Here is a 25,430-nt window from a genome sequence, read left to right as displayed (position 1 = left end):
CGGCAAAACCTCTTAAAAACCGCAAAATAACGCGAAATGACCGCCAAACCTCCCAAATATCGCCTGTTTTTCCGGACTGGTGGCGTAATTTTGCGGTAGTTGTCCGGCGCGAACTCGCGAGGCTTGCCAGGCGACTCACCTCTGCTGCAAGGTGCCCGAATGCCCGATGTTTCCTTTCAACTCCTTGCTTGCTCCTGGTAAGATATTTTAAGAAAACGAGTTGCGCTCAGCGAAACCCGATTGCCAGCAATCGCCCTTTCCCCTTCGCTGCCGCGCCGGACCACGCAGACAGGACGACTTCTCATGCTTCATGGTCGATTCGCCGCTTGCCGCTCGGAGGCTCCGCCGGTGCTACTCGCCGGTCTACTATTGGCGGCAATTGCCTGCCTCGCGCCGGTGGTTGCTTCAGCACAGATCAACCCTACCACCGAATCGACGGGCACGATCATTCGCCCGGCCACGCGCGAGCTGCGTCAACTGCTCAATCGCGCTCGCCGCGCGCTCGACGAGCAAGATTATCCAGCTGCCGTGCAGGCGCTCGAAGAACTGCTGACCGACTCATCGCTCGACGACTACTTTCTCGCTCCTCCCGGCCAGCCCGATGCGCAGCTCAGCGTGAAGTCTTTGGGAAACCAACTCCTCGGCACCCTCCCCGCGCCAGCCCGGCAACTGTACGAAACTCAGGTGGGGCACGATGCTCGCCAAAAACTGAACGATGCCCTCACTGCCCGCGATTTGCCCGGCGTGGCCGAAGTGGCCCGTCGCTATGTACACACCAAAGCGGGCTACGAAGCCGCGTTCTTACTTGGTCGCGTCGAAATGGATCAAGGCCGCACGCTCGCCGCCGCCATGTTGCTGCAACCGCTGTGCGAACAAGGTCCCGCGCGCGACATGCTCGACCCCGAACTTTCGGTACTCACTGCTACCGCATGGAGCCATGCCCGCCGCCCCGATAAAGCCCGCGAGACGCTGATCGCACTGCGTACACGTACGCCGCGCGTCAAAGTTCGCCTGATGGATGGCGAAACACCCCTCTTTGAAAAAGATGACGATGCGCTGACCTGGTTAGACAATGTTGCTGGCCGCGGTCTCGCACCAGCTGCCATCGTGGCCAATCAATGGATCACGTTTCGTGGCGACGAAGCCCGCAATGCGGCAACTGCCGGTGGGTTGCCCTTGGTGAACTCCGAGTGGCACTATCCCACCATCAACGAGCCCGACATGCACAAGCGGATCGCGCAAATCGCGCGCGGACTGCAAGACCGGGGCGATTCTCTCGTCCCCGCGATTCAACCGTTGGCCTTTGCCACAACGTCGCGGACCGGAGAGAAGACGAACTATATCGTGGTCCGCACTCCCGAACACGTGCGCGGAATTTCGCTCAAGACCGGCAAAGTAGCCTGGGTCCATCCGTGGAACGACACTCCGCAAACCAACGCCGCCAAGCTGAGCCAAGGTGCGCAGCAGCAGGCGTCTGCGCGTGAATCGCAAATGCGGCAGCGCTTGTGGGACGACAACCTGTACGGCCAGATGAGCAGCGACGGCACGCAGTTGTACTTTGTCGACGACCTGGAATACATGAGTCCGACCAATCCGAACATGCGTGGCGTTTGGATCGGTGCGCGGCCCAACATGGGAACCAAGGGAGCTAATCAACTTCGCGCGCTCAACCTTCGCCGCCAGGGAACCCTATGTTGGCAAATTGGTGGTGAAGGTGGCGGCGACGATCCGAGTCTGGCCGGCGCGTTCTTTCTGGGCGCTCCCCTGGCCATCGCCGATCGGCTGTATGTCCTCGCCGAGTTTCAAGGCGAGATGCGGCTCCTCTGCTTGTCGCCAGAAACGGGCGCGCTGGAATGGAAGCAGCAACTCGGCAGCATTCCCGACGAAAGCTTGAACATTCGCTACGATGCCACGCGGCGGCTGGCCGGTGCTTCGCCTTCATTTGCCGATGGCATGATAATTTGCCCCACTTCGGCCGGTGCGGTGGTCGCCATCGATCTCGGCACTCGGGCACTCAAGTGGAACTACACCTACGACCGCAACGACCTGGCGACCCGTCCATCGCGCGGCATCATCACTTCGTCGGGAGGCACACCCGCTGCAAGTCCCGGTCGCTGGCTCGATTCGTCAGCAGTCATTGCCGACGGCTCGGTCGTGGTCACGCCGGTCGAATCGCAATTTCTACATTGCCTCGACCTGGTCACTGGCAAGCCTCGTTGGCCTCCTCTCAAGCGAGAGGACTTCTTGTTTGTCGGTTGCATTCACAACGGCAAGGCAATTCTCGTGAGTAAGAATCGCGTCAAGGCGATTCAACTGAGCGACGGGAAAGAGGCGTGGTCTACTCCGGTTGATCCGCAAGCCGAACTGGTCACCGGGCGCGGCTACTACAGCGGTTCGCATTACTACCTGCCGACCACGGGGCAGCAGTTGCTGAAGCTGGATCTCGATTCGGGCAAAGTGAACGAACGGGCACGAACCGAGTTCGCCCTGGGTAACCTCACCAGCTTTGAAGGGCAGGTTGTTTCCGTCGGCAGCGATCAGATCGCCACGTTCTACCTGGCCGACCATTTACGTTCACAGGTCGAAAAAGACCTCGCCGCCAATCCGAAAAACGTCCGCGCTTTAGCTCGCATGGGCGAACTATTGCTGACCGATAACAAGATTGACGAATCGCTCCGCCTGCTGCGCGAAGCGAATGCCCTGCAACCCGAGGATGCCAAAGTGCGCGGCCTGCTGGCCCGCGTAATGCTCGTGTTGCTGCGCAGCGACTTCATGAAACATCGCGAGTTGGTTGCCGATGCGAGTCAATTGATCGATGACCCCACCCAGCGGCGCGAGTTGCTCCGTTTGCAGGCGGTCGGCTTGCACAAGGCGGGCCTGGTCACGGAATCGCTCGAAGCGTTTGTGATGCTGGCCGACGAATTGCAGACGGCTAATACGCCCGACGATAACACCGCGCAGATGGAGTACATCGACAATCGGTTGCAAGTTCGCACCAGTCGCTGGCTGCAGGCCCGGCTGAGCGAGTTGTATCGAGGTTCCAACGAAGCAGATCGTGCTCGGCTGCAAGAACGGCTCGAAGCGCGGCTGGCCATGTGCATCAAGACCGGCACACTGACGAGTGCTCGGCGGTTTGTCGAAGTCTACGGTTTTCATCCGCTGGCCGATCGGGCCCGGTTGCAGCTGGTTGAAAATCTGCTGACAGAAGGAAACCTGTTGGAAGCTGAACTGCGCGCCGGCGAACTGCGCGAGTCGGCTGATCCTGGCTATCGCGCTGCGGGGCTCGCCGCGCTGATTACCGCTTATCAAAAAGCTCAGCGCCCGCTGCTCGCCGCAGAGTATTACGCCGAACTGCAGAAACTTCTGGCAAGTGACCCGGTAGCCGCCACCCATGCCGCTGGTCCATTCGTTGCGAAATTGGTGATCGATAATACGGATCAGAAGACGCTGGTTCTCGATCACTGGCCAGCCGGCCGAGTCACAAAGGTCGAAGGAAATATCGACCCCAACCGCGCGCGGCCCTACATGAACAACTTCAATGTCTATTTGACGGAGTTCACCGGGGCTGCTCCGCGCGGCATGCGAGCGCTCTACGATCCTTCGCAGCAGGCGCTGCAGGTGGTCGATAGCCTGGGTAAGACCATCGCGCAAGCTCCCATCCGCCGCAGCGACGGCATTTATCGCCGTTCGTACTCCATTCCTTATTCAGGCCTGGTCGGGCGCGCTGCGGGGCACATCGTGGTCGTGCATACCGGCGGCGAAGTACTCGCCATTGATGCCCTCAGACCCAATCGAGCAACGGCCGAGCCCATTCTGTGGCGCGGCGAAGTGGTTTCGCTCGACATGCTGACGGCTGCGGTTTCATACTCGCAGTTGCGGCAAGTCACCAACCCGGTAACGGGAAATCGCACGGTCGCTTTCGATCAATCGGGGCAGACGAATTGCCAACCGGGACCGGTCACACCCTCGGGAGTTGTCTATCAGCGCTCGCGGCAACTGATCTGCGTCGATCCCATCAGCGGCGAAACGATGTGGGAACGGGGTGGAGTCGACCCGGCGTGCGACCTGTTCGGCGACGACGAATATGTGTTCGCCGTGCCGCCGAATACAGACCAGGCAACTGTCTACAGCATGCTTGATGGCTCGGTGGTCGGTAAGCGGACGGTTCCCAAGTCCAATACCCGCCTGACCACGAATGGTCGTCGCATTCTTGCCTGGGAGCAAGTGGGACAATCGCTCCAGTTAAGGCTCACCGACCCTTGGAGCGAAGGGGACGACCTCTGGAAGCTGGAAACCAAAATCGGCGCCAAGGGGCAAGTGCTCGATGGAGATGAATTCGCCGTGCTGGAGAATACCGGCAAGTTTACGGTCATCTCGCTGCAGTCGGGTCAAGTCCTTGTTGCTTCGCAATTGGTCGCCGAAGCCACGCTCACGTCGCTGAACGTGCTGCGCTCGCAAGAGCAATACACGGTGCTCGCCAATCAACCCATTGCCGACTCGGTTCCCGGACTAATGACCACGCCTCTCTCGGGGGGCGGAATGCCTGGACAACAAGCTCACGGCCGCGTTTATGCCATCGATCGGATCACCGGCAAGCAGCGGTGGCAAACACCCGCGTTTGTCGCCCAGCATGGCTTGCCGTGGGATCAACCTGTCGATGCTCCGCTGATGGTCTTCATTCGCAACCGGCGTGGCAACAACAGCGGCAACTGGGCCGCGAACTTGCTCTGCATCGACAAGCGCGATGGCTCCATTGCCTATGAAGGGGACATTGCCAACGCGCAGGCCAACATGTGCGAAGTACAGGCCGACTTCGAGAAGCAAGCGGTCCAGGTGACGACCTGGGTTCAGCCCGGCACCATGCGCGTGACCCTTATCAAGCTCAGTGACGAACCGGCGGCCCCGCAAGCTCCGGCGCAAACGGGCAATCTTTCGAGCCTGATGGCTGGCCTCCCTCAAGGCGATTTGGTGAAGCCGACCGAAGGGCTGTTCGGGCGGGTCGATCCGGCGCGAGGAGCCAATGGAATTATGCCTGTGATGGGACCCAATGGTCTGCCCGTCCGCGGCTTGCCGCCGAATTTGCCGCCGCAAATTCTCGAACGTCTCAAGCAATTGCAACAGAAGGGGCAACTCCCGCCTGGCTTCCCACCGCTTCCCGCCGATAAACCCGCTGACCCGAACGACAACGATCCGTTCAAATAGCAGGCACAGAAGCGGTCAGAACGACGCTCTCGCCGCGCGGAGCGAACTCGTTTCGCTTGGCTGCCGCGGACGCTTGGGCTAGGATAAAACTTGCCCTTCGGTTCATTTCCCACCTGTATTTGAGTAGGCATCGCGGGTCTTTAACTCCCACCGCCAGTGCCTGACGGAACGACGCGTATGTCCGTGGTTATCCTTGGTCGCCTGTTGTCGATTACCCTGGTTTTCGGCTGCGCCAGTACGGTGCTTGCTGCCGCCCCACGCTCGGGCGAAGTCATTTACAAAGCCCACTGCGCATCGTGCCATGGCGACCGGGGACAAGGTGTGAAGGATCAGTTCGCGCAGCCGCTGGTCGGCGATCGCTCGCTGATGGAATTGACAGATCTGATCGAAAAGACAATGCCGGAAGGGGAACCGGAGGCTATCGACGGCGCTGAGACGGAGAACGTCGCGCGGTTCGTCTTCGATTCGTTCTATTCGCCCATCGCGCAGGCCCGTAATCAATCGGCCCGCATCGAACTTTCGCGGATCACCGTGCGGCAGTATCAAAACTCGGTCGCCGATCTGATCGGCAGCTTTCGCCTGGCAACTACCTGGCCCACCGCCCAGGGGTTGAAGGGGGAGTATTACAAAACTCGTCGCGTCCGCGGCAACGATCGCGCTATCGAGCGAATCGATCCGGTGATCAACTTCAACTTCGAGGATAAAAGTCCCGATCCGGACAAGATCGGGCCCCACGAGTTTTCGATTCGCTGGGAAGGGTCGCTCCTCGCTCCCGAGACGGGCGTGTATGAGATAATCGTCAAGACCGAGCATGCGATGCAACTCTGGGTCAACGACGTCCGCGAGCCACTCATCGATGCCAAAGTAAAGTCGGGAAAGGACAACGAATATCGTGCTTCGATTCGCCTGTACTCCGGGCGGATCTACCCTATTAAATTGGAGTTCATCAAGGCGAACCAAGGAGTCGACGATTCCAAAAAGGCCAAAGAGCGGCCGCCGGCAAAGGCGATGATCGTGCTCGAATGGCAGCCGCCTCAGCGCGAGCAGGAAGTAATTCCTGCCCGCAATTTGTCGCCCAAGATGTTCGCCACGCAATTCATTCCCCAGACTCCCTTCCCACCGGATGACCGCAGCATCGGCTACGAGCGGGGGACCTCCATCAACAAAGCCTGGGACCAGGCGACCACCGATGGCGCGCTCGAAGCGGCCGCTTATGTCGCAAAATACGTGAAGGACTTCAGCGGTGGCATCGATCTCAGCAAGCCCGAACAAAAACCCAAGCTGCGGGAGTTCTGCAAGAAATTCGTCGAGCGGGCCTTTCATCGCCCACTCACCGACGAACAGGCCAAACTCTACATCGATCAGCAGTTGGACGAAGCGCCCGACCTGACGCTGGGGCTGAAGCGGGTGGTTCTGCTAACGCTCAAGTCGCCGCGGTTCCTCTATCACGAAGTGGGCAGCGCTGAACCCGATCAATATGACCGGGCAGCGCGGCTGTCGTATGCGCTGTGGGACAGCTTGCCCGACGACACTCTAGTCAAGGAAGCTGCCGCGGGAAAATTGTCGACCCCGGAGCAAGTCCGCACGCAAGTGCAGCGGATGATGCCCGATCCGCGCACACATGCCAAGCTGCGGGCGTTTTTCCTGCAATGGTTACGAGTCGATCAAGCGCCGGATCTCTCGAAGGACGAGAAACTCTTTCCCGAATTCGACGAAGTGATTGCGACCGATCTGCGCGCGTCGCTGGAGTTATCGCTGGAAGAGATCGTCTGGAGCGACGATTCCGATTTCCGCCGCCTGCTCAGCGAAGATTCGCTCTATCTCAACGGCCGCCTGGCCAAGCTATACGGGGTCGAGATGCCCCCCGAGGCCGGTTTTGAGAAAGTCGCCCTCGATCCGCTGCAGCGGGCCGGTCTGATCTCGCATCCTTATCTGCTTGCGGGCTTTGCCTACACTGCGACGAGTTCGCCCATTCATCGCGGTGTCTTCATTTCGCGCAGCCTGCTGGGGCGCACGCTCCGGCCACCACCGGAAGCGGTTTCCCCCCTCGCGCCCGACCTGCATGCCAGCCTTACGACGCGCGAGCGGATTCAATTGCAAACCAAGGCTGACGCCTGCATGGGCTGCCACAAAATGATTAACCCGCTGGGCTTCACGTTCGAGAACTTCGACGCCATCGGTCGTTTTCGGGCCGAAGAAAAGGGGCGGGCCATTGATGCCAGCGGCGGCTATCTGACTCGCAGCGGGGAGCAGAAACAATTCAAGAATGCCCGCGACTTGGCCACATTCCTCGCTGCCAGCGACGAAACGCATGCCGCCTTCGTCGAGCAGTTGTTTCACTACTTCGTCAAGCAGCAGTGGCGAGCCTATGGCCCCGCCACGCGCAGCGACCTGCAGAAGAAGTTCGTGCAGGACAATTTCAACATTCGCAATCTGGTGACTGAAATTGTAGTGCAGACGACTCTGCGACCAGGAAAATAGTCGCTGGCCGATGCCCGGTCAGCGGCCAGCGTAGGATCGACTACTTGCCGAGGCGATCGATCGTTATCACGATTTCTTTGGTTTCAGGCGTGACGCTCGTCCGCAGTCCCGAATTGGCGAAGTCCCCGTATTTGCTCGGAACCGGCGGCTGCACAGGCTTTGCACCTTCAGGTGCCGGCACGGGCGAGATCGCAACGTCGTGCTCGCCGGCCACGACGCCGTCCCCATCATTAAATGTCGTGAGTTCGAACTGTCCCTCGGGAGTCGACACGCCCCGAGCGGGAATTACTTGACCATCGAGCGTTGTTTGAAATACGACCGACGCTGCAGGCACCGGGGTGCCGTCTTCATAGACGAGCTTGCCTGGAATCTTGTAAGTCTTGGGACCGGTGTCGCCGCAACCGGCCAGAAACAGGATCGCCAGCAGACAGCCAAGTTGTTGGCTGCGAAAAACAAAACAGCTCATGCGATGCTTTCGATGGTCGAACGAGGAAGCAGAACCGAACAAGGAGGCAGTTGAGTGCAAAGCGCTTAGTACTGCCCGGGAGGAACGCCGCCGTCGTCGCGCGTGGCAAGGTGAGCCAAGGTGACACAATCGACGTTCGGCGCTAGCGGGCGGGTACTACCGTCGCCCCAGACAAAATTGCACGATCCGCCAGCGTGCCAGCTGCCGAAAACTACTTTCGCCTGCCCGCCGACCTTATCGTAGGGGCTCTTGGCGATCGGCAAGGTCGGGGTTGCGCCAAAGCTGGGACCACCAGCAACGCGCATCGTCGAATAGGCATAGCTGCCCAAGGTTGGGCCATCGCCACCAGGTTCTTCCGTGGCGAACGCAGAGTGCAGCACGTGCTTCTCGCCGATCATGATCGTATTGCTCAGGCCATCGGTAATGGTGGCAAACCGCGTCGTGCTTTCCCATTTGGTAATGCTGCCAGTTGCATTGACGAGCATGCCGCGGGCAACATCGCGACGATAAGGTGGATCAGCAGAGTCGGTACCATCGACGGTCGCGTAGTCGCCGAGTGAGCCGTGCTGGCCAGAGCCTCCACTGTCGAACTGCTTCGTCAGCTGGCCCGGTTGATGCCGCGAAGGGCATTGATAAATGGCCACAGTTGTCTTCATCGCGTCCGCAGGCTGCGCCGACACTTTTTTCTTCATGTCGAACTTCGCATGCAAGGCCGGCTGCTCGATGTATGGCAGAATCATCGTCGTCCAACCGAGATACTCAAAATCGATTCGGGCGGGAATCAGGAAGCCGTTGGTATCCGAAAAATTGTGAACGCCCAACCCCAACTGGCGGAGGTGATTCTGGCACTTGGCGCGGCGCGAGGCTTCGCGAGCTGCTTGGACAGCAGGCAACAACAGCGCAACCAAAACACCAATGATGGCAATGACAACCAATAACTCGACAAGGGTAAATGCCGAGCGTCGCGGAGAGAGACGCATGATCGATCCAGGCTGGTGGGAGAGGTGAGCCAACTCTGACTGTGTTCCTTCGATTGTAGAAACACTCGCCCTTTTGGTCGACCTTTCGAACGCTGCGGAGGTCCGCAAAGCCCGCTCACGCGAACAAGTTCGCAGTCTTGCGCTGCGTTTTGAGCTTGTTTCGCAGTCTTACTGCACGGTTGGTGCGGCATAATGTCGCTGTTAGCGTAACTTCGGCCGCCGTCAGCGAAAGTCAGCAGTTTGATTTCGTAGGCCGCTAGCGCTTGTTTCTCAGTCACGTAGTGACTGAGCTACGTTGGCGAGTCACTCCGTGACTCGCATTCTCTAACAGTCACTATCCCTTCACCACGCCGATGGGGCGCATGCGCGCGACCTTGCGCGCCAGGTTGGCGCGATGCACGACATCGACGACGAGATCGACGTCCTTATAAGCATCGGGCTGCTCTTCGGCCAGGCCGCGCCAACTGCGGGCCCGGGCTTCGATTCCCTTGGCAAGCAATTCCTGATCGATGCGTCGGCCCGCGGCATGGGCAACGGCAGCCGTGCGACTCATCACGCGGCCAGCGCCGTGGCAAGCAGTGCCGAACGACTGCTCCATGCTCCCCTGCGCACCAACGAGCACCCAGCTGGCCCGCCCCATATCGCCGGGAATGATTACGGGCTGACCGATGGCTGCATACTGCGATGGAATCTCCGGGTGTCCCTTGGGGAACGCGCGGGTCGCACCCTTGCGATGAACCCAGACTTTCTTCTGGGTGCCATTCACGTCGTGCTCTTCCAGCTTGGCGATGTTGTGGGCCACGTCATAGACGAGGCTCATCTGCAGCGCTTCCCAGCCTTTCGCAAAGACAAGCTCGAACGATTCGCGGGCCTGCCACATTAGTAGCTGGCGATTGCACCACGCATAGTTGGCCGCAGCCGACATCGCGCCCAGATATTGGCGACCTTCATCGCTATTCACCGGCGCGCAAACGAGTTGCTTATCGGGCAGATGAATACCGTACTTGGCTGGCGCTTGTCGCAGTTCGCGCAAGGCGTCGTCGCAAACCTGGTAGCCAAGTCCGCGACTGCCGGAGTGAATCATTACGCAGACCATATCCTTCTCCAGGCCCATGGTCTCGGCAGCTTCGGCATCGAAGATCGCATCGACTACCTGCACTTCCAGAAAGTGATTTCCCGAGCCCAGGGTTCCGCACTGCTGACTGCCGCGGGTGAGTGCGCGCTCGCTGACGGAGTCTGGCTCCGCGGTATTCAAATAGCCGCCCGCTTCGGTGTGCTCCAGGTCATTGGCGGTGACGAGGCCCCGCTTCTTCAGGTACGAAGCCCCTTGCCCCATCAGTTGGCGCAGCTCCTTGTGGCTAAAGTGGTACTTGCCATCCTGGCCCAGACCGGCCGGCACGTGCGTATAGAGCGTGTCCATCAGTCGCTTGAGATGCGGCTTCACGTCCTGGTAGAAAAGGCTCGACCGCACCAGTCGCACGCCGCAGTTGATGTCGTAGCCAACACCGCCGGGCGAGATGACACCGCCCTCGTTCGGGTCGGTAGCGCATACGCCACCGATGCAAAACCCATAACCCCAGTGAATATCGGGCATGGCCAGGCTGGCCCGCTGAATGCCGGGCAAGAACGCGACATTGGCCACCTGCTCCGCAGCCTGATCTTTACGGATCAGTTCCATTAGCTTCTCGTCGGCGAAGATCAACCCGTCGACGCGCATGCCTTCCTTGTACGACTTAGGAATTCGCCAAAGGCACTCGTTGACCTGCTCCAGCGGCCCATAGAATCCACTCTTTGCCATGCCCCGTTTCCTTACTTTCCGCCTTAGATATCGACAATCACTTCGGCCAGCCAACTGCCGTCGTCCGCCTGCTCGATGAGCAAATCGTGATACGTGATTGCCTTCACTTCGTGATCCAATTCGTGCCTGGTTTCATCGGCCGCCTCGCCGCGGCAAATTGCGCTAAGCGTGAACGTCTCGCCACTCTGTTCGACCTGCACGTCGAACTCACATAGCAGCAGCCGAGACTCTTCAAACGCGTACAGCAACTCGGTGAGCCAATCGAAAAACAGATATTCGAGCGACTCGTTCTGCAGCGTGATCGTTCTCTTCGAGACAGGCTGCACGCGCGCGAGGTTCGCGAGTTGGGCAATTAATCCCCGCCCCGCATCGGCAAACAGTTCATTCAGCGAACTTGCCCGCACGCGAATGCCCAGGTCGGCAGTGTGCTCGAAGACTTCGTACATGGGGGCGTCTACTCCGCGCCAAATTACCGCTACTACTGTGCCAGGAGGCAGTTTCCGTAGTCAAAGTTCGCACTTGAAAGCCGCTGGTATTTAGGCATTTCGCACCCAAGCGACGAACCAGGCGGCACCAGTTACCAGCGTGGCGGCAAAACTGACGAGAACTAACAACATGGACGCGATCACCACGTTATCCCATTCGAGCGACGAGAAACCAAATGCCTTTTCGAATGGCAACCAGTTTCGAAGCATCAGCGATACCCCGAACAAGCACAATGCGCCCAAGAATGCCATTCGCCAGACCGATTGCGAAGTAGGCCCACCCAGATCGCCCTTTGATGGCTGCTCCGGCGATTCGTATGGGTTTTTGTTCATCGCCAACGGATCCATTTTGAGGTAGTGGGCTAATTTGGGGGACCAGTTAGGTCACGGTTTGACATTGTTTATCGGCTCAAAATCAAACCAATCGGTTTCGGGAGTCTCCGGTTTTGAATGGCTATTCTGGTCACGGGGTTCTTCCTCGATCAGATACCAGCATTCGGGTCGCAACCGGCGGTCAACTTGTTCCACCGGCCAAAATGCCCAGCGAATGTAGCCGTAGACGCCGCTGACTTGCACAAACCCCACTGGCAAGACCATCACGTAGTAGCTTCCCACGTAGATCGCCAGCAGCAGCAAGAGGGCTGCAAAGATCGGCGCAGCTGTGCGGGTGGTGGGCATGGGGATGAATTGTACGTGAGCCGAATTGGCCCCGCGAAACCTAGCGGGGCTTTTTCGTGCGCGGGTAGAATTGGGGAATGAAATTCACCACCCGCGACTTGTTCTGGTTGATTTTAATTGTTGCCATGGGCCTGGGTTGGTCACTCACGGCAATAACAATCCGAAGAATCAAGTTAGATCGCGACTTTGTCTTTGTGGCTGGACATATGCAGGGCCAAAAGGAAAGTCGAATGTGGTGGAACAGCAAGGCAGAAGCAATAAGCGATCCCGCTATCCGCGATTTAATCCTCAAACACGTCAAGGAGCAACCAATGGGCGGGGGCGTGGAAATTCCTGAGGGCTATTACTAGCCAGCGGTGACCAGACTAGTTCCTCAAATTAGCCCACTACCCGAGTTAGGGAATCACTACATTCGCGCGCACAAATCAGTGAGTTGGTTCTCAGTCACGGAGTGACTGAGCTACGAAAAAAGGCTCACTGCGAGTTGATCGCAATGAGCCTCTTTTGTTTTTACTTCTGCATTCTGACTTCTAACTTCTGCTTTTACTTCGCGTGCTTGATCGCTGCTTGGGCAGCAGCCAGGCGAGCGATGGGCACGCGGAACGGCGAGCAGCTGACGTAGTTGAGTCCGGCGCGATGGCAGAAGTCGACCGAAGCCGGGTCGCCACCGTGTTCGCCGCAGATGCCGACCTTCAGGTCCTTGTTGGTCTTGCGACCCTTCTGGACGCCCATTTCGACCAGTTGGCCGACGCCCGATTGATCGAGCGTTTGGAACGGATCGGCGGTGAGCAGATCCTTCCGCAGGTAGTCGGGCAAGAAGCTATTGATGTCGTCGCGGCTGAAGCCGAACGTCATTTGCGTCAGGTCGTTCGTGCCGAAGCTGAAGAACTGAGCATGCTCGGCGATCTCGTCGGCCGTGAGAGCCGCGCGAGGAATTTCGATCATCGTGCCGATCAGCACGTCGAGCGAACCCTTGAACTTCTTCTCGGCGATGACTTCGTCGATCGTCTTCTGGGTCAGTTCCTTCAAGTACTTCAGTTCGACGGCGGTGCCGACGAGCGGAATCATGATCTCGGGCTTGGCGTCGATCTTCTTTCCCTTGCAGATGATGGCCGCTTCGATGATCGCGCGAACCTGCATCTCGAGGATTTCGGGATACGTCACGCTGAGGCGGCAACCACGGTGACCGAGCATCGGGTTCGATTCGTGCAATTGAGCCACGCGAGCCTTGATCACGGCCGGCTTCAGACCCATTTGCTTGCCAAGTTCTTCCTGCGTTTTGGCATCGTGCGGCAGGAATTCGTGCAACGGCGGATCGAGCAGACGAACCGTAACGGGCAAGCCCTTCATGGCAGTGAAGATGCCGACGAAATCTTCGCGTTGGAACGGCAGCAACTTGGCGAGGGCTGTCTTGCGAGCGTCCACTTCGGTCGCCAGGATCATTTCACGCATCGCTGCGATCCGGTCTTCGCCAAAGAACATGTGCTCGGTGCGGCACAGGCCAATCCCTTCGGCACCGAACTCGCGAGCCCGCTGAGCATCGGTGGGCGAGTCGGCATTGGTGCGAATACCGAGCGTGCGGTACTTGTCGGACCATTTCATCACCGTGGCAAAGTCGCCACCCAGCTTCGGTTCCATCGTGGGCATGGCCCCGGCGAAAACTTCGCCGGTGGTACCGTTGATGGTAATGATGTCGTTGCCACTATAGGTCTTACCCTTAATGGTCATCTTCTTGGCTTTTTCGTCGATGGTCATTTCGCCTGCACCCACGACGCAGCAGCGTCCCCAACCACGAGCCACGACGGCTGCGTGGCTAGTCATACCACCGGTGCTGGTCAAAATACCAGCGGCCGAGTGCATACCAGCGACGTCTTCGGGGCTGGTTTCTTTGCGGCACAGAATCACGCGTTCGCCACTGGCGGCACGTTCCACGGCTTCTTCGGCCGTGAAGGTCAGCTTGCCCACGGCAGCGCCTGGTGAAGCCGGCAAACCGATGGTGAGGACCAGCTTCTTTTCGCGAGCGTCTTCCAAAGCCTTGGTATCGAGGCTGGGGAGCAACAGTTGCGAAAGGTCACCGGCGGGAATGCGGCGGATGGCCTTCTTCTCGTCGATCAGTTTTTCCTTGACCATGTCGACGGCCATCTTCACGGCAGCGGTGCCGGTGCGCTTGCCGTTGCGAGTTTGCAGCATGAACAGAGTTCCCTTTTCAATGGTGAACTCAATGTCTTGCATGTCGGTGTAGTGCTGTTCGAGAATGTCCTTGATCTCGAGGAGTTGCTTGTGGATGGCCTTGTTCCACTTGGGCATTTCGGCCACAGGCTGCGGCGTGCGAATACCGGCGACCACGTCTTCGCCCTGGGCGTTGACGAGGAATTCGCCGAAGAATTCGTTCTTGCCGGTGTTGGGGTCGCGGGTGAAAGCGACACCCGTGCCGCTGTCGTCGCCCATGTTGCCGTACACCATCGATTGCACGTTGACCGCCGTGCCGAGCAAGCCACGAATGTTTTCGACTTCGCGATAGGTAACAGCTTTGGCGCCCATCCAGCTCTTGAACACCGCTTCGACGGCCGCTTCCAACTGGGTGTAAGGATCTTGAGGGAAGTCCTTGCCGGTGTACTTACGGAAGATTTCTTTGTAGGCCGCGCAGAGTTCGATCAGGCCTTCAGCAGGCACATCGGTATCGGCCTTGACCTTGTATTTGGCCTTGATCTTGCCGAAGGCGTGATCGAAGTGCTCGTGATCGACACCCATCACCACATCGCCGAACATGTCGATCAAGCGGCGGTAGGCATCGTAGGCAAAGCGTTCGTTTTGGGTGGCATTCGCCAGGCCGGCGGTCGAAACGTCGTTCAGACCGAGGTTGAGAATGGTGTTCATCATGCCCGGCATCGACATCGCAGCGCCCGAGCGAACCGAGACGAGGAGCGGGCTCTTGTCGTCGCCGAACTTCTTGCCCAGTTCCTTTTCGAGCATGCCGACGTTCTTGCGAACTTCGTCCATCAGGCCGGCAGGCAGCTTCTTGCCCGACTTGTAGTAGCCATCGCAAACTTCGGTGGTGATGGTGAAGCCGGGAGGGACCGGGAGGCCGATGCTGGTCATTTCAGCCAGATTGAGTCCCTTGCCACCCAGCAGTTCCTTGCTCAGGCCTTTGCCTTCGGTTTTGGTCTTGCTGAAGTAATACGTCATCTTGCCGTTGGATGCTTTGGCGGCGGGGCGAGTCTTGGCCATGAAATTCTTCTCACAAAATTGAAAAAACCACAAAACCGACCACCGCGAGGCTCGTTCCTGGCTGATCCAGGGGCTCTCCGGCGGCCCGCTGGCCTAGTTTCCAGCAGGAGGGGAGTCGAAGCCTACAAAATCGGCCGAAACTCCCTAGAAATGAAGCGAAAAATTTACCAACGCAGGCTTTGATCGTCAATGAAGGGGAAACGGGCTGGGAGCGGGTTTTGGGCGGCCATTTTGAATATCTGGTGAAGCTGGCGTTAGCCCTGAAAGTGCTGCCATAAGGGAATCGCAAGGAACGATTGGAGATCGAGCCGGGTGCGGCGCACGAGCATGGGTAGCGGCCTCGAAATTTCTTGCTGCCGTATGACCTGACGTGTCACGCCCCTTGCGTCTAATGAGTTGGGAGAAGTTCTTTGACAATACGGTAGTATTTTACTGGCAATTTACTGCGCAGCGTCGTACCGCGGTTGGCCGGCGAAGTTGTGGTCACTTGCGAAGGGGAAATTCGAGTCGCAGAACGCCTGCCTGCTCGCCCGGACAAGGGAAACGGATTCACCATTACTCATTTGAACTGCCCGGGTCGACAAGTGATTAGGATGCGAAGTTTGGGGAGGTCGCGACGGATTTTTCCAGTTCCAAAAGCGGTAAATTTCCGGAAATCGATTATGGAAAGTTTCCTAGAGTTTTTGACGTAAGTTGTTTCTCTGTATAACACTCTCAGTTGATGAAAATTGAGAATTCCGGAAATTTTTCCACTTGGCCAAACGGGCGGTGGACTTGAGCAAGCAGTAAATTGCCAAGGTGACGGACTCGAACCAATGGGCCGTTAGTTCACCTTAGTGCAATCCCTGGATGGCGCCCGCCATTGGTGCCAGGCGAACAGGACGATGGCTAGTATGGGCCAGGTGAACCAGGGCCAGAACGTCACCCAGCGCGGTTGGGCCGGGGCAACTTCCACATCGAAGTGAAAACGCTCCGTGGGCTGATTGGGGGAATGCATGACGACTTCGACCTGCCACCAGCCTGAATGCGGAAGGTTGAACTTGGCTGCCCGCAGCAACTTGTTCGTCGCGGCGTCAGTTGTGGCCGGGAGGCGAATGATCGGTCCCGAGTGGTCGCGGGGCTGAGCCACGACTTCGATGGCGACCTCGCGCATGGCAACCGTGCCGGTTTGGTCCTGCACCAGTACGCTGACGTCGATAATGCCGGCGCGAAGCGGCGCGGGTGAGGTGAAAACGGTAATCGTTTGACTGCCACGGCGCTCCAGTAATCGCACGGTCCCGCCATCTGCACTGGCCATGTGCGGACACAGCATAGTGAGGGAGGTAACGATCAGCAGCGAGAGATTGGTTCGCATCAGCCACCTCCCGGCAACGTGCCGCGCATTTGCATCGGCTGAAAAACGATCCAGACACCCAGCGCGAACAGGAGCAACACGAGGCCCGCCCAGGGAGCGGCAATCTTCCAAGTAGAAGAGGACGAGTTCGTCAGCGAGCCGGCAATTTTCCAAACGACATATAGCGAAGCGAGCAAGCCGACATCAAGCGCGAGGAGTTCGAACTGCAACAACCAATCGGTCAATGGTCGGCAACAGGCACAACTCCACAGCGGCGAACCGAGCCAGCTGAAACCCAGGTCACTAGTGAAACGTTGCGTCACGGGAACGATCGTTTCGCTACTCGTCAGAAAATGAAAGCTGTAATGAGCGAGCCACATGGCAAACCCGAGCGGCACGAACGCAAACGCAAAACGCGTGGCGAGTTCCCGGCGCGAGGTGGTGAGTGGATTGCCCAAACGATTCAGCGCAGAGGCACTTACTACGGCGAGCAGCGGCAATGCCACGATGGTTGCGGAATAGAAAAGAGTGGAGGTCAGCCAATGCGAACGTTGACCAAGTCGACTACTCAACTCGTTTTGCCAATCGACCACCGGACCCACCATGCCAGCCGCATTGGCGAAGGCACCAAACACCAACACCAACACCAGAGCGGCGAGATCGGGCCGCTGCGAAAACCTACCCACACCCGAACGCCAACGATCGCTCCAGAGTTCAGTCACAGAAGTCGTCGCCAGGATGCCCACATTTTGCTGAGGACACGCTTGAACACAGTCAAGACAAAACGTGCAGTCCATGTTCCCGCCCTTGCGTGGCTGGAAGAGTTGCAACTCACAGCCCGTGTTGGTCGCGTTACCTTTCAGGCAGTCGTGCGTCGTGCAGTTGGCACAGGTGTCTGCCCTGCGCACGCGAACCTCCAGGGGAGAGATGAGCGATTGCACGAAGTTGAACTGACCGATGGGGCAAACATATTTGCAGAACGAACCGCCGCGAAAGAAGCCTTCAATCGTGAAGGCAGCGACGAAGTAACCAACGGTGATCCAAGCGGTCAGCCACGGGCTATCCCACAGCGAGAAAGCCTCGTACGACCAAAGAAACAAAACCAACAGACCAGCCGCGAGCCATTTACTGCGCAGCCAAGTGGGCCACGCTCGCCCCTGCGGCAGCCAGCGGCGGGCGAGCGCGCGGGGAAGGGTGAAGGGGCAAGCGAAGCAAAAGAAGTTGCCGGCAACGAGCAGACCCAAGACCAGCAGCCCGCGCCAGTGGATCCACGGCAAGACGCCGGCGAGATTCATGGCACCGACCTGCGGACCAACAAGACCATCATAAATGACAACCGCGGCGAGCACCGTCATCGCGGCTTGGGCCGTGAAGCGCGCATAGCGCCAACGAAGAAAGTGACCGAGGACGGGAACATGCAGCAAATCGAAGGGAGCAACTTGCTCAACCGGCAGAATTCGCAGGCTGGGGTGGGATTCGCGTTTTACTGGTGCGCGCTGACTGCTTCCGAAAAGCAACTGCAGGCCGATCCAGAACAAAGGTCCGAGAAAAGCGATCGACCCGGGAACCCACATCAACACGCCCGCCGAGGACTGATCTTCGAGTGCGGTGATACCGGCAATGCGCGGGACTTCGTTGTAGTAAGAGTAGAGAACGCGATCGGAAAATGTGAGAAGTGCCGAGAGGACGGTGTTTTGAATATCGGCCAGCAACAAGTAGGGCAAGAGCAGCCAAGGAGACCAGCGCGGCCGAGCCGGATAAGGACGAACAACTGGATACCAAAACAACAGACCAGCGAGCAGAAACGAAACATGTTGCCAGTAGTGCAACTGCGGCGCGCGGAGGGCCGCATCGTAGACTCGCGGCAGATGCCACAGCCAGGTCATCGCCGTGAAGAGAGGCAAGGCAACGAAAGGATGAGTCATTGCTGCTAACAGAGATTGCAACGAGCGCGAGCGGAGGAGCGGCGCGAACCAGCTCTTGCGCAGCTGTCTTGGCAGCCCGCGCAGGAGTGGCATTAATGGCGTGCCGAGCCAAACGAGGGGCGCGACCACCATCATCAGCAGTAAGTGCTGCAGCATGTGGACTTGCAACAGCAGGCTGGCAAACGGTTCAATCGGCGAAGCGAGCGCGAGAAAGAGAGTGGCAAGACCGGCGAGAAAAGCAACCAGGCGAAGGAGCGGCCAGCGCGTTGGATCGCGCCGGTGCAGCAGCCAGAACCCGCGCGCATAGATGGCAGCCGTGATGACCAGAACAATGACGAGCCAAGGATCCCAAGGCCAGGAGCGAGCGAAAGCAGCAAGCGTAGGAGGCATGAGAAGCGAACCTACTGCGGTGGATCGACCGTGGCAACTCGGGCGGGGGGCTGTCCTGCTGGTCGCAAACTAACTAAGAAGTCGACGACCGCAGTCATTTCGTGCGGGCCCATCTGTTGACCATAGGCGGGCATGTTGCCGCCGCCGGGCGTGCCGTTGCTGATCTGGTCGATGAGTTGGTCGCGCGTCAGGCGCGTGCCGATGGTCGACAAGTCAGGGCCGCGCCTGCCGCCGACTCCGGCCAAGGCATGACAGTTCCGGCAGTTCTTGTTTTGAAACACCAAACTTCCCTGCAACTGCAGCGGAGAACTTTGCTTCACCATCGAGACAGGAACAGGATCGCCACTCCACGCATTCATCGCCGGTGACCAAGGAGCACTATAGCCCTCGTAGGTGAGCACACCGAGGACTGTGTATGAGATGACCACGATCAAAACCGCGACGGGCCGCTGACTCGGCGCTCGTTGCCCCCGATTGCTGATGAAGGGAACCAGCAACAGCAGGCCGATGAGCAGCACCGGCAACACCAGAATGATGAAAGTCTCCGCAGCAGGAGGGCTCATGGAGAGCAACGCAAACAACCAGAGGAACGGCCACTCCGGGCGCGGGTTGGCGCCGCCGAGGGTCGGGTCGGGAAGTTCGCTTGGTCCTTTCGGACCCATGATCGCCGCCAGAGCGACCACCACAATCACCACGAGTGCCGAGAAGCAGGCGTCTTTGACAACCGCATCGCCGAAGAAGGGAACGCCCGTACGATGCAGCTCAGTGTGATAGTCGGCGTCGTAGGTGCGCGGATCGACGGGCTGCTGCGCATTGGGCGGAGCACTCACACCGCAGCGCAACACCAGCCATAAGTGCACCACGAGCAGCGACATCAATGCGCCAGGGATGATGAATACATGCAGGGCGAAGAAGCGACTCAGCGAACTGCCACCAATGACAGCCCCGCCGTGCAACAACTGCACAATCCAAGGGCCGGCTACGGGCACTCGTCCCGCCATCGAACCGGCGACCGCCAGTCCCCAGTAAGCATCGGGATCCCAGCGCAATATCTGCCCGCTGAAGAACATCCCCAGTGTGCAGAGGAGCAAGAACACGCCGACCACCCACGTCAGTTCACGCGGGTACTTGTACGACCCATGCAAAAACACTTGTGTCATATGCACGAGCACCATCACCACCATCGCCGAGCCCGCATAGTAGTGCAGCGCTCGCAAAAACCAGCCCATCGGCTGTTCGTAGTTCAAGTATTCGAGACTCTCGAAGGCCTGGTCCGGGGCCGGCACATACACGAGCGACAAGCCAATGCCGGTGAGAATTTGAATGGCAAGGAGCGTCATCGAGGCGCTGCCGAATACATACCACCAGCCCATTGGTCCCGCAGCACCTCGCGGTATGGGATGCTCGAGCATGGGGACGAGAAACGCGCCAAGACCCAGGCGATGATCGACCCAGCCACCGATTTGCGTCAGCCATTTAAGCATGATCGCACCTCGGCAGGTTCCCAGCTAACAATGCCGGATCACCTTGAGGATCGAGTGTGTCCTGCAGGCTGGGAAAGTGAGGAGCCTGAACTTCGAGCTGTCCCTTTTCGACTCGCCAGACGCAGCGAAACAAACCGCGTGGAGGTGGACCGGACGCCCGCTCGCCATTGGCATGATAGACGCCGCCATGACAGGGACACATGAACAGCCCGGACTGCGGAAACCAAGAGACAGGGCAGCCCAGGTGAGCGCAATTCACGGCCAAAATGAGGAACTGATCTTGCTGCTTGGTGTCTTTGCCCCGGTAGCGAACAAAGACCCCGGTGTGGGACGTCTTACCATCCCAGGGTTGGCGAATGGGGTTGTCAAACGTAACCATTCGCGTTTCGCCGGTTGGAAAGGAATCGACATCGCCCAGTTTGACCCAAGCCAGCTGACTTTTGTTGGTGCCCAGAAAGTATTGAGCGAGTGGCAGACCGAGCACGAAGGCAGCGATCGCGCCGAGGGCATACGTGAACCAACCGAAGAAGGTGCGGCGACCGGGGAGCAAGTCGAGTGGCGGAGTAGGTTCAGTTTGCATGGCCGCTGGCCTGGATCACTAGTGAGGATTTATTGTGCTGGTGAAACTGAGTTTGCCGTTCGCCACGATGCTAACAGTGCGACGACGTCGTTAATCTGCTCGGAACTAAGTGGCTGGAAGCCAGCGATTCTTCCCTCGCTGCCGGCATGATCGGGCATGCCCAGATCGGGGCGGCCAGTGATGACCAATCGCCGCAAGGCCTGATCGCTGATGAGGGAAAGAAATGCGACGTCGTTGATGGTTCCCGCATCGCCGCCACGTCCATGCTCGCCATGACACACAGCACATGCCTGCGCAAACACCTGCTCGCCGTTTTGGGGATCGCCGGCACTCACTGCATAAGTTGGCAAATCGTTGCTGGGCAACTGCTGGCCTTGCCACTTAGGCTTCAACCCGGCCGCGAGAATGCCAACTTGCTGCTCGGTCAATGGCCCGCCGCGATGCTGAACAAAGGCTGGCATGGAGGTTCCGTGACGCCCTTCGCTGACGATTCGATGCAACTCAGCGTCCGGCACAATCGCGAGAAACAGGCGATCGTTCAGTGGCGGGGCCGGGCCGAGAGTGCCATCGCGGCCATGGCAGCCAGCGCAGTTGCGCTCAAAGAGAACATTAAAATCGGTGATCTCATTGGGCGCGATGGGGCGCAGCGCAGGGTCGGGCTTGCCGGGCAAATGACCGCAGCCTGCGGCGAGCAGAGTGATCGCGAGCGCACCGAGAGCGAAGACGCTGAGCGACTCGATTTTGTTCGCAAGTATTGTCTGCGTGCTCGTCATTTCGTAAGCCACTTCGTCGCTGCTTCCTGATCGACAGCGGGACCACTTCCGGCTGGCGCGATATGCACCATTTCGCTGCGCAGGACCACAATCGCCGCGACGATACCGAAAATGAATTGTGAGACCACGAACCACGGCCAGTCGACACGCTGCTGCATCAGTGGATTCACTATGCCCATCAGTCCATAGCTCATGCCGGTCCAAACCAGCGGCAACACCAGTCCGCCCCAGGCAAGGGGACCGGGAATGCGTGTTACGCGGGGTAATAGGGCTCCGTAGACCAATCCGAATGACAGGGTCATCGCCAGATGAATCGCAATCGCCGCGACCAACCAGTCGGTGCGAAACATTTGCAATTCTTGTGAAGACAGGGAACGCATTTCAGGATAGATCATCGCCGCGAGCAGGTTGGGGGGATACCAAATCGTTCGCCCAGTCGACCAGGCCCAAACGATCGCCGGTAACGGCATGAGCAGACCACCGACGAGCCCACCCAGAAGCCCGGCGATCATCGAATGGCGTCGCTGGTCCAACTGCACGACAACGGCGACTACGATGCCAAAGAGAAACTGCGAAACAATGAAGCTGGGCCAGTCAACACCAAGCGACAGCAGCGGATTGAACAAACCGATGGTGAGATACATCGTGCCGGTCCAGAGAATGGGCATTAGCAATCCGCCCCAGGCCACCGATCGGGGAAGCGACGGAAGCGTCGGCATCAGCACGCCATAGATCAGCCCCACGATCAGGCAGATCACAATGTGAATCAGGCTCGACGCGATAAACAGGTCGAGACGAAAAGCTTCAAGCTGCTCGATGGTCAACTGATCCATGCCGGGCAGGACCATGCCGGCAAGCAGATTGATCGGGTACCAAATGCCGTGCCCGCTGAGGATTCCATAGGCCAGCGCTGGGATGGGCATAAGCAGGCCGCCGACAATTCCCCCTTTGACGCCAGCCGAAATGGGATGAACTTCCTCTGGCAGTCGAAAGCGATAGCCAGGAACGCCGGGATGGAGTTCAGCAACTGTCCCCAAACTGGCACTGATGGCCGCGGGCCGAAATTCGGGCGCGACGAGGGGCTCGTGAAAATGCCCCTTGCCTGGGAGCAAATGAGCGAACCACATTCCCAGCCCAACCGTCAACAATAAACCACCGACGACCATGAAAGCGATACCGAAGGCCACACCCAAGGCAGCAGTCGCAAGCCCAAGCGCCAACACCAGCGGTGCCGCTGTTGGCTCCGGCATCAAGACAGACCCATGTTCTGCTTTGGCAGGCGGCAAATTGTCCGGCGACTCACTGGTCACACTTATCGCCCCCACAAATAGACAATGCAGAAGACCACGATCCACACGCAATCGACGAAGTGCCAGTACCAGCTGACAAGTTCCGCGCCGCCCCCAGGCTCCGATTTCACGTCCCCACGGAACGAGAGAAACAAGATCGCCAACATGGCAACTAGTCCGCATGAGACATGCAGGGCATGAAAGCCGATCAATGTGTAGTAAGTCGAGCCGAACAGATTGCGACTGATCGTCAGTTGATGAACGCGAATTAATTCACTCCATTCATAAGCGGTTGCTGCAAGAAAGGTTGCCCCTAGCAAAAACGTCAACGTCCACCAGCCTTGAAAGCCGCGCAGGCTTCCCAGATGGAGCTGTTTCTCGGCCAGGTAGATCGTCCCGCTGCTGGCCAGCAGAAAGACGGACGAAACAATCGCCGTGGGCAACGAGAGTGCTTCGAGTGGCGTCGGACCAATTGTGTCTTTGCCAAGAAAGGTCAGGTACGCCACGATCAGCGTGCTGAAGAAGGCAACTTCTGAGACTAGAAATGCCACCATGCCCATCTGCGTAAGCGTGAGGATGCTTCCGGCAGACAGCGGATGTTCTTCGTGAGCGAGGTTCGTGGTAGAAGACATGTTATGCCTGAGAAAGGCAGGGTCGCTTTACAAATGGAGAGACTATTCGTAGTTCCAATCGGGATCGTCTGGATGCTTCAGATCCCACAATGGTCGGCGACTCTTAACCACCAGGATTTGCTCGAAGTTGTACGCAGGCGGCGGCGACGTGGTAGCCCACTCCAGCGTCCAGGCATTCCATGGGTCATCGCCGGCCAGCGGTCCTTTGAAGTACGACCAGACAATGTTGATAACAAAGAGTGCGTAACTGGGTACCTGAATCGCCGCACCAAGCGTGGTGATTTGATTCCACACTTCCCAACCGCGATCGGGCTCATAGGTATAGATCCGCCTTGGCATGCCGAGAATGCCCGAGATGTGCATCGGCCCGAAAGTCAAAATGAAACCGATCAGCAGCAGCCAGAACTGCCACTGGGCCATCCGCTCCGAGAGCATGCGACCAGTGACTTTCGGATACCAATAGTGCAAACCGGCGAATAAGCCAAACAGCGTGCCACCAATCAACACCCAGTGGAAATGGCCGACGACAAAGTAGCTATCCGAAAGCTGAAAGTTGAAGGGGGCAATTGCCAGCATGATTCCAGTCAGGCCGCCGATAAGGAACATCGAAAGAAAACCAAAGGCAAAAAGCATCGGCGAGGCGAAGCGAATCTTGCCGCCGTACATTGTCGCCAGCCAATTGAAAAACTTAATCCCCGTGGGAATGGAAACCAGCAAGCTGGCAGCCGCAAAGTACAGGTCCAAGGTCTTGCTCATGCCCACGGTGAACATGTGATGCGACCAGACACCCATGCTGATAAACGCGATGGCCGCAGTGGCAGCAGCCATGAACTCATAACCAAATAGCACCTTGCGAGAGAAGACTGGAATGATTTCGGAAATCATGCCGAACGCGGGTAAGACCAGGATGTAGACCTCGGGGTGGCCAAAGAACCAGAACAAGTGCTGCCACAGATAAGCCGAACCACCGTTTTGCGTATCAAAGAAGTGCGCACCCAGATTGCGGTCGAGAAGTACCATTACGAGCGCCGCGGTGAGGGGCGGAATTGCCAACAGAATCTGTACTGACGTCCAGAGCATCGTCCAGGCGAAAAACGGAATCTTGCGAAGCGTCATGCCGGGGCAACGCATGCCGAGAATCGTCACGATGAAGTTGATACCCGCCGTGAGCGTGCCGATTCCACTGACCAGCAGTCCCAATGCCCAAAGATCTGTCGCTGCCGTGCGAGCAAACGTGCGTTCCGTCAGCGGAGCATAGGCGAACCAGCCAATTGCCGGCGCACCGCCGGTGGCATAGCTCGAGTAGACCAGCAATCCACCGAAGAGCGTCGCCCAAAAGCCCAGCGCGTTCATGCGGGGAAAGGCCATGTCGCGAGCGCCGATCATCAGCGGAACCAGGTAGTTCCCCACGCCGATCAAAATCGGCATGCCGACAAAGAACACCATCGTCGTACCATGCATGGTGAAGAGTTGATTGAACGTGTCTGGCGGCAGAAAGTCGTACCGCGGAAAGAGGAGTTGCGAGCGCATCAATATCGCTTCGCAGCCCCCAATTACCAAAAACACCAGGCTCATCAGCACATACAAGATGCCGATCTTCTTGTGGTCGACGGTTGTGGTCCAGTCGTGCAAGATAGCAGTCCAGCCCGACGCGGCCACGACTTGGCGTTGGTAGTCGGTTCGGCGCTGTTCGGCAATTGCCATGG

18 protein-coding genes are annotated in these 25,430 nt (G+C 58.4%); 3 read left to right on the top strand and 15 right to left on the bottom strand.

Annotated elements, in window-relative coordinates; all coding sequences use genetic code 11:
- The first annotated feature begins 303 nt into the window (after positions 1–303).
- Positions 304–5,202 carry an outer membrane protein assembly factor BamB family protein gene (locus ETAA8_RS16020; protein WP_145090200.1) on the top strand — a complete coding sequence of 1,633 codons (4,899 nt, stop codon included), beginning with the start codon at positions 304–306 and terminating at the stop codon, positions 5,200–5,202.
- Positions 5,203–5,379: 177 nt separating this feature from the next.
- Positions 5,380–7,683 carry a DUF1592 domain-containing protein gene (locus tag ETAA8_RS16015; protein ID WP_145090197.1) on the top strand — a complete coding sequence of 768 codons (2,304 nt, stop codon included), beginning with the start codon at positions 5,380–5,382 and terminating at the stop codon, positions 7,681–7,683.
- Between the two features lie 40 nt (positions 7,684–7,723).
- Here the strand turns inward: ETAA8_RS16015 and ETAA8_RS16010 are convergent, their stop codons facing one another.
- The 6 genes from ETAA8_RS16010 to ETAA8_RS15985 all read right to left on the bottom strand — a co-directional run bounded on the left by ETAA8_RS16010 (position 7,724) and on the right by ETAA8_RS15985 (position 12,090).
- On the bottom strand, positions 7,724–8,149 hold the full coding sequence (locus ETAA8_RS16010; RefSeq protein ID WP_145090194.1) for a hypothetical protein: 426 nt from the start codon (positions 8,147–8,149) through the stop codon (positions 7,724–7,726).
- Positions 8,150–8,214: 65 nt separating this feature from the next.
- Positions 8,215–9,129 (bottom strand): DUF1559 domain-containing protein, encoded by a 915-nt coding sequence (locus tag ETAA8_RS16005; protein ID WP_145100611.1) that lies wholly within the window; start codon positions 9,127–9,129, stop codon positions 8,215–8,217.
- Positions 9,130–9,463: 334 nt separating this feature from the next.
- Positions 9,464–10,927 carry an RtcB family protein gene (locus ETAA8_RS16000; protein WP_145090191.1) on the bottom strand — a complete coding sequence of 488 codons (1,464 nt, stop codon included), beginning with the start codon at positions 10,925–10,927 and terminating at the stop codon, positions 9,464–9,466.
- 23 nt (positions 10,928–10,950) lie between these two features.
- On the bottom strand, positions 10,951–11,373 hold the full coding sequence (locus ETAA8_RS15995; RefSeq protein ID WP_145090188.1) for an archease: 423 nt from the start codon (positions 11,371–11,373) through the stop codon (positions 10,951–10,953).
- A 90-nt stretch (positions 11,374–11,463) separates the two neighbouring features.
- Complete coding sequence (locus ETAA8_RS15990) at positions 11,464–11,745, bottom strand: hypothetical protein (protein ID WP_145090185.1); 282 nt, start codon at positions 11,743–11,745, stop codon at positions 11,464–11,466.
- Positions 11,746–11,796: 51 nt separating this feature from the next.
- A complete protein-coding gene (locus tag ETAA8_RS15985; RefSeq protein ID WP_145090182.1) occupies positions 11,797–12,090 on the bottom strand; it encodes a hypothetical protein in 294 nt (97 codons plus the stop codon).
- 77 nt (positions 12,091–12,167) lie between these two features.
- Between ETAA8_RS15985 and ETAA8_RS15980 the strand changes: the two genes are divergently transcribed.
- A complete protein-coding gene (locus ETAA8_RS15980; RefSeq protein WP_145090179.1) occupies positions 12,168–12,440 on the top strand; it encodes a hypothetical protein in 273 nt (90 codons plus the stop codon).
- Positions 12,441–12,633: 193 nt separating this feature from the next.
- Here ETAA8_RS15980 and ppdK read toward each other — a convergent pair whose 3' ends face one another.
- From ppdK to ctaD, 9 genes are all read right to left on the bottom strand, one after another.
- The gene (gene ppdK / locus ETAA8_RS15975) at positions 12,634–15,318 is read right to left on the bottom strand and encodes a pyruvate, phosphate dikinase (protein ID WP_145090175.1); all 2,685 of its coding nucleotides are present in this window, start codon (positions 15,316–15,318) and stop codon (positions 12,634–12,636) included.
- Positions 15,319–16,141: 823 nt separating this feature from the next.
- Entirely contained in the window at positions 16,142–16,672 is a 531-nt protein-coding gene (locus ETAA8_RS15970) for a hypothetical protein (RefSeq protein WP_145090172.1), read from the bottom strand.
- On the bottom strand, positions 16,672–18,966 hold the full coding sequence (locus tag ETAA8_RS15965) for a cytochrome c oxidase assembly protein (RefSeq protein WP_145090169.1): 2,295 nt from the start codon (positions 18,964–18,966) through the stop codon (positions 16,672–16,674). The genes ETAA8_RS15970 and ETAA8_RS15965 overlap by 1 nt, the downstream gene beginning before the upstream one ends.
- A gap of 11 nt (positions 18,967–18,977) precedes the next feature.
- Positions 18,978–20,450 (bottom strand): cytochrome b N-terminal domain-containing protein, encoded by a 1,473-nt coding sequence (locus ETAA8_RS15960; protein ID WP_145090166.1) that lies wholly within the window; start codon positions 20,448–20,450, stop codon positions 18,978–18,980.
- Positions 20,443–21,030 (bottom strand): QcrA and Rieske domain-containing protein, encoded by a 588-nt coding sequence (locus ETAA8_RS15955; RefSeq protein ID WP_145090163.1) that lies wholly within the window; start codon positions 21,028–21,030, stop codon positions 20,443–20,445. The genes ETAA8_RS15960 and ETAA8_RS15955 overlap by 8 nt, the downstream gene beginning before the upstream one ends.
- A gap of 29 nt (positions 21,031–21,059) precedes the next feature.
- Positions 21,060–21,815, bottom strand: a complete 756-nt coding sequence (locus tag ETAA8_RS15950; RefSeq protein ID WP_145090160.1) for a cytochrome c — start codon at positions 21,813–21,815, stop codon at positions 21,060–21,062.
- Positions 21,800–23,053 carry a hypothetical protein gene (locus tag ETAA8_RS15945; RefSeq protein WP_145090157.1) on the bottom strand — a complete coding sequence of 418 codons (1,254 nt, stop codon included), beginning with the start codon at positions 23,051–23,053 and terminating at the stop codon, positions 21,800–21,802. The genes ETAA8_RS15950 and ETAA8_RS15945 overlap by 16 nt, the downstream gene beginning before the upstream one ends.
- Positions 23,054–23,115: 62 nt before the next feature.
- Positions 23,116–23,724 (bottom strand): cytochrome c oxidase subunit 3, encoded by a 609-nt coding sequence (locus tag ETAA8_RS15940; protein ID WP_145090154.1) that lies wholly within the window; start codon positions 23,722–23,724, stop codon positions 23,116–23,118.
- Positions 23,725–23,766: 42 nt separating this feature from the next.
- The gene (gene ctaD, locus ETAA8_RS15935) at positions 23,767–25,428 is read right to left on the bottom strand and encodes a cytochrome c oxidase subunit I (RefSeq protein ID WP_145090151.1); all 1,662 of its coding nucleotides are present in this window, start codon (positions 25,426–25,428) and stop codon (positions 23,767–23,769) included.
- Positions 25,429–25,430: the final 2 nt, after the last annotated feature.

Origin of the sequence: Anatilimnocola aggregata (genome assembly GCF_007747655.1) — a bacterium.
Taxonomy (GTDB): domain Bacteria; phylum Planctomycetota; class Planctomycetia; order Pirellulales; family Pirellulaceae; genus Anatilimnocola; species Anatilimnocola aggregata.
Note: the sequence above shows the minus strand (reverse complement) of the source record. Positions and strands in the feature narration are given on the sequence as shown.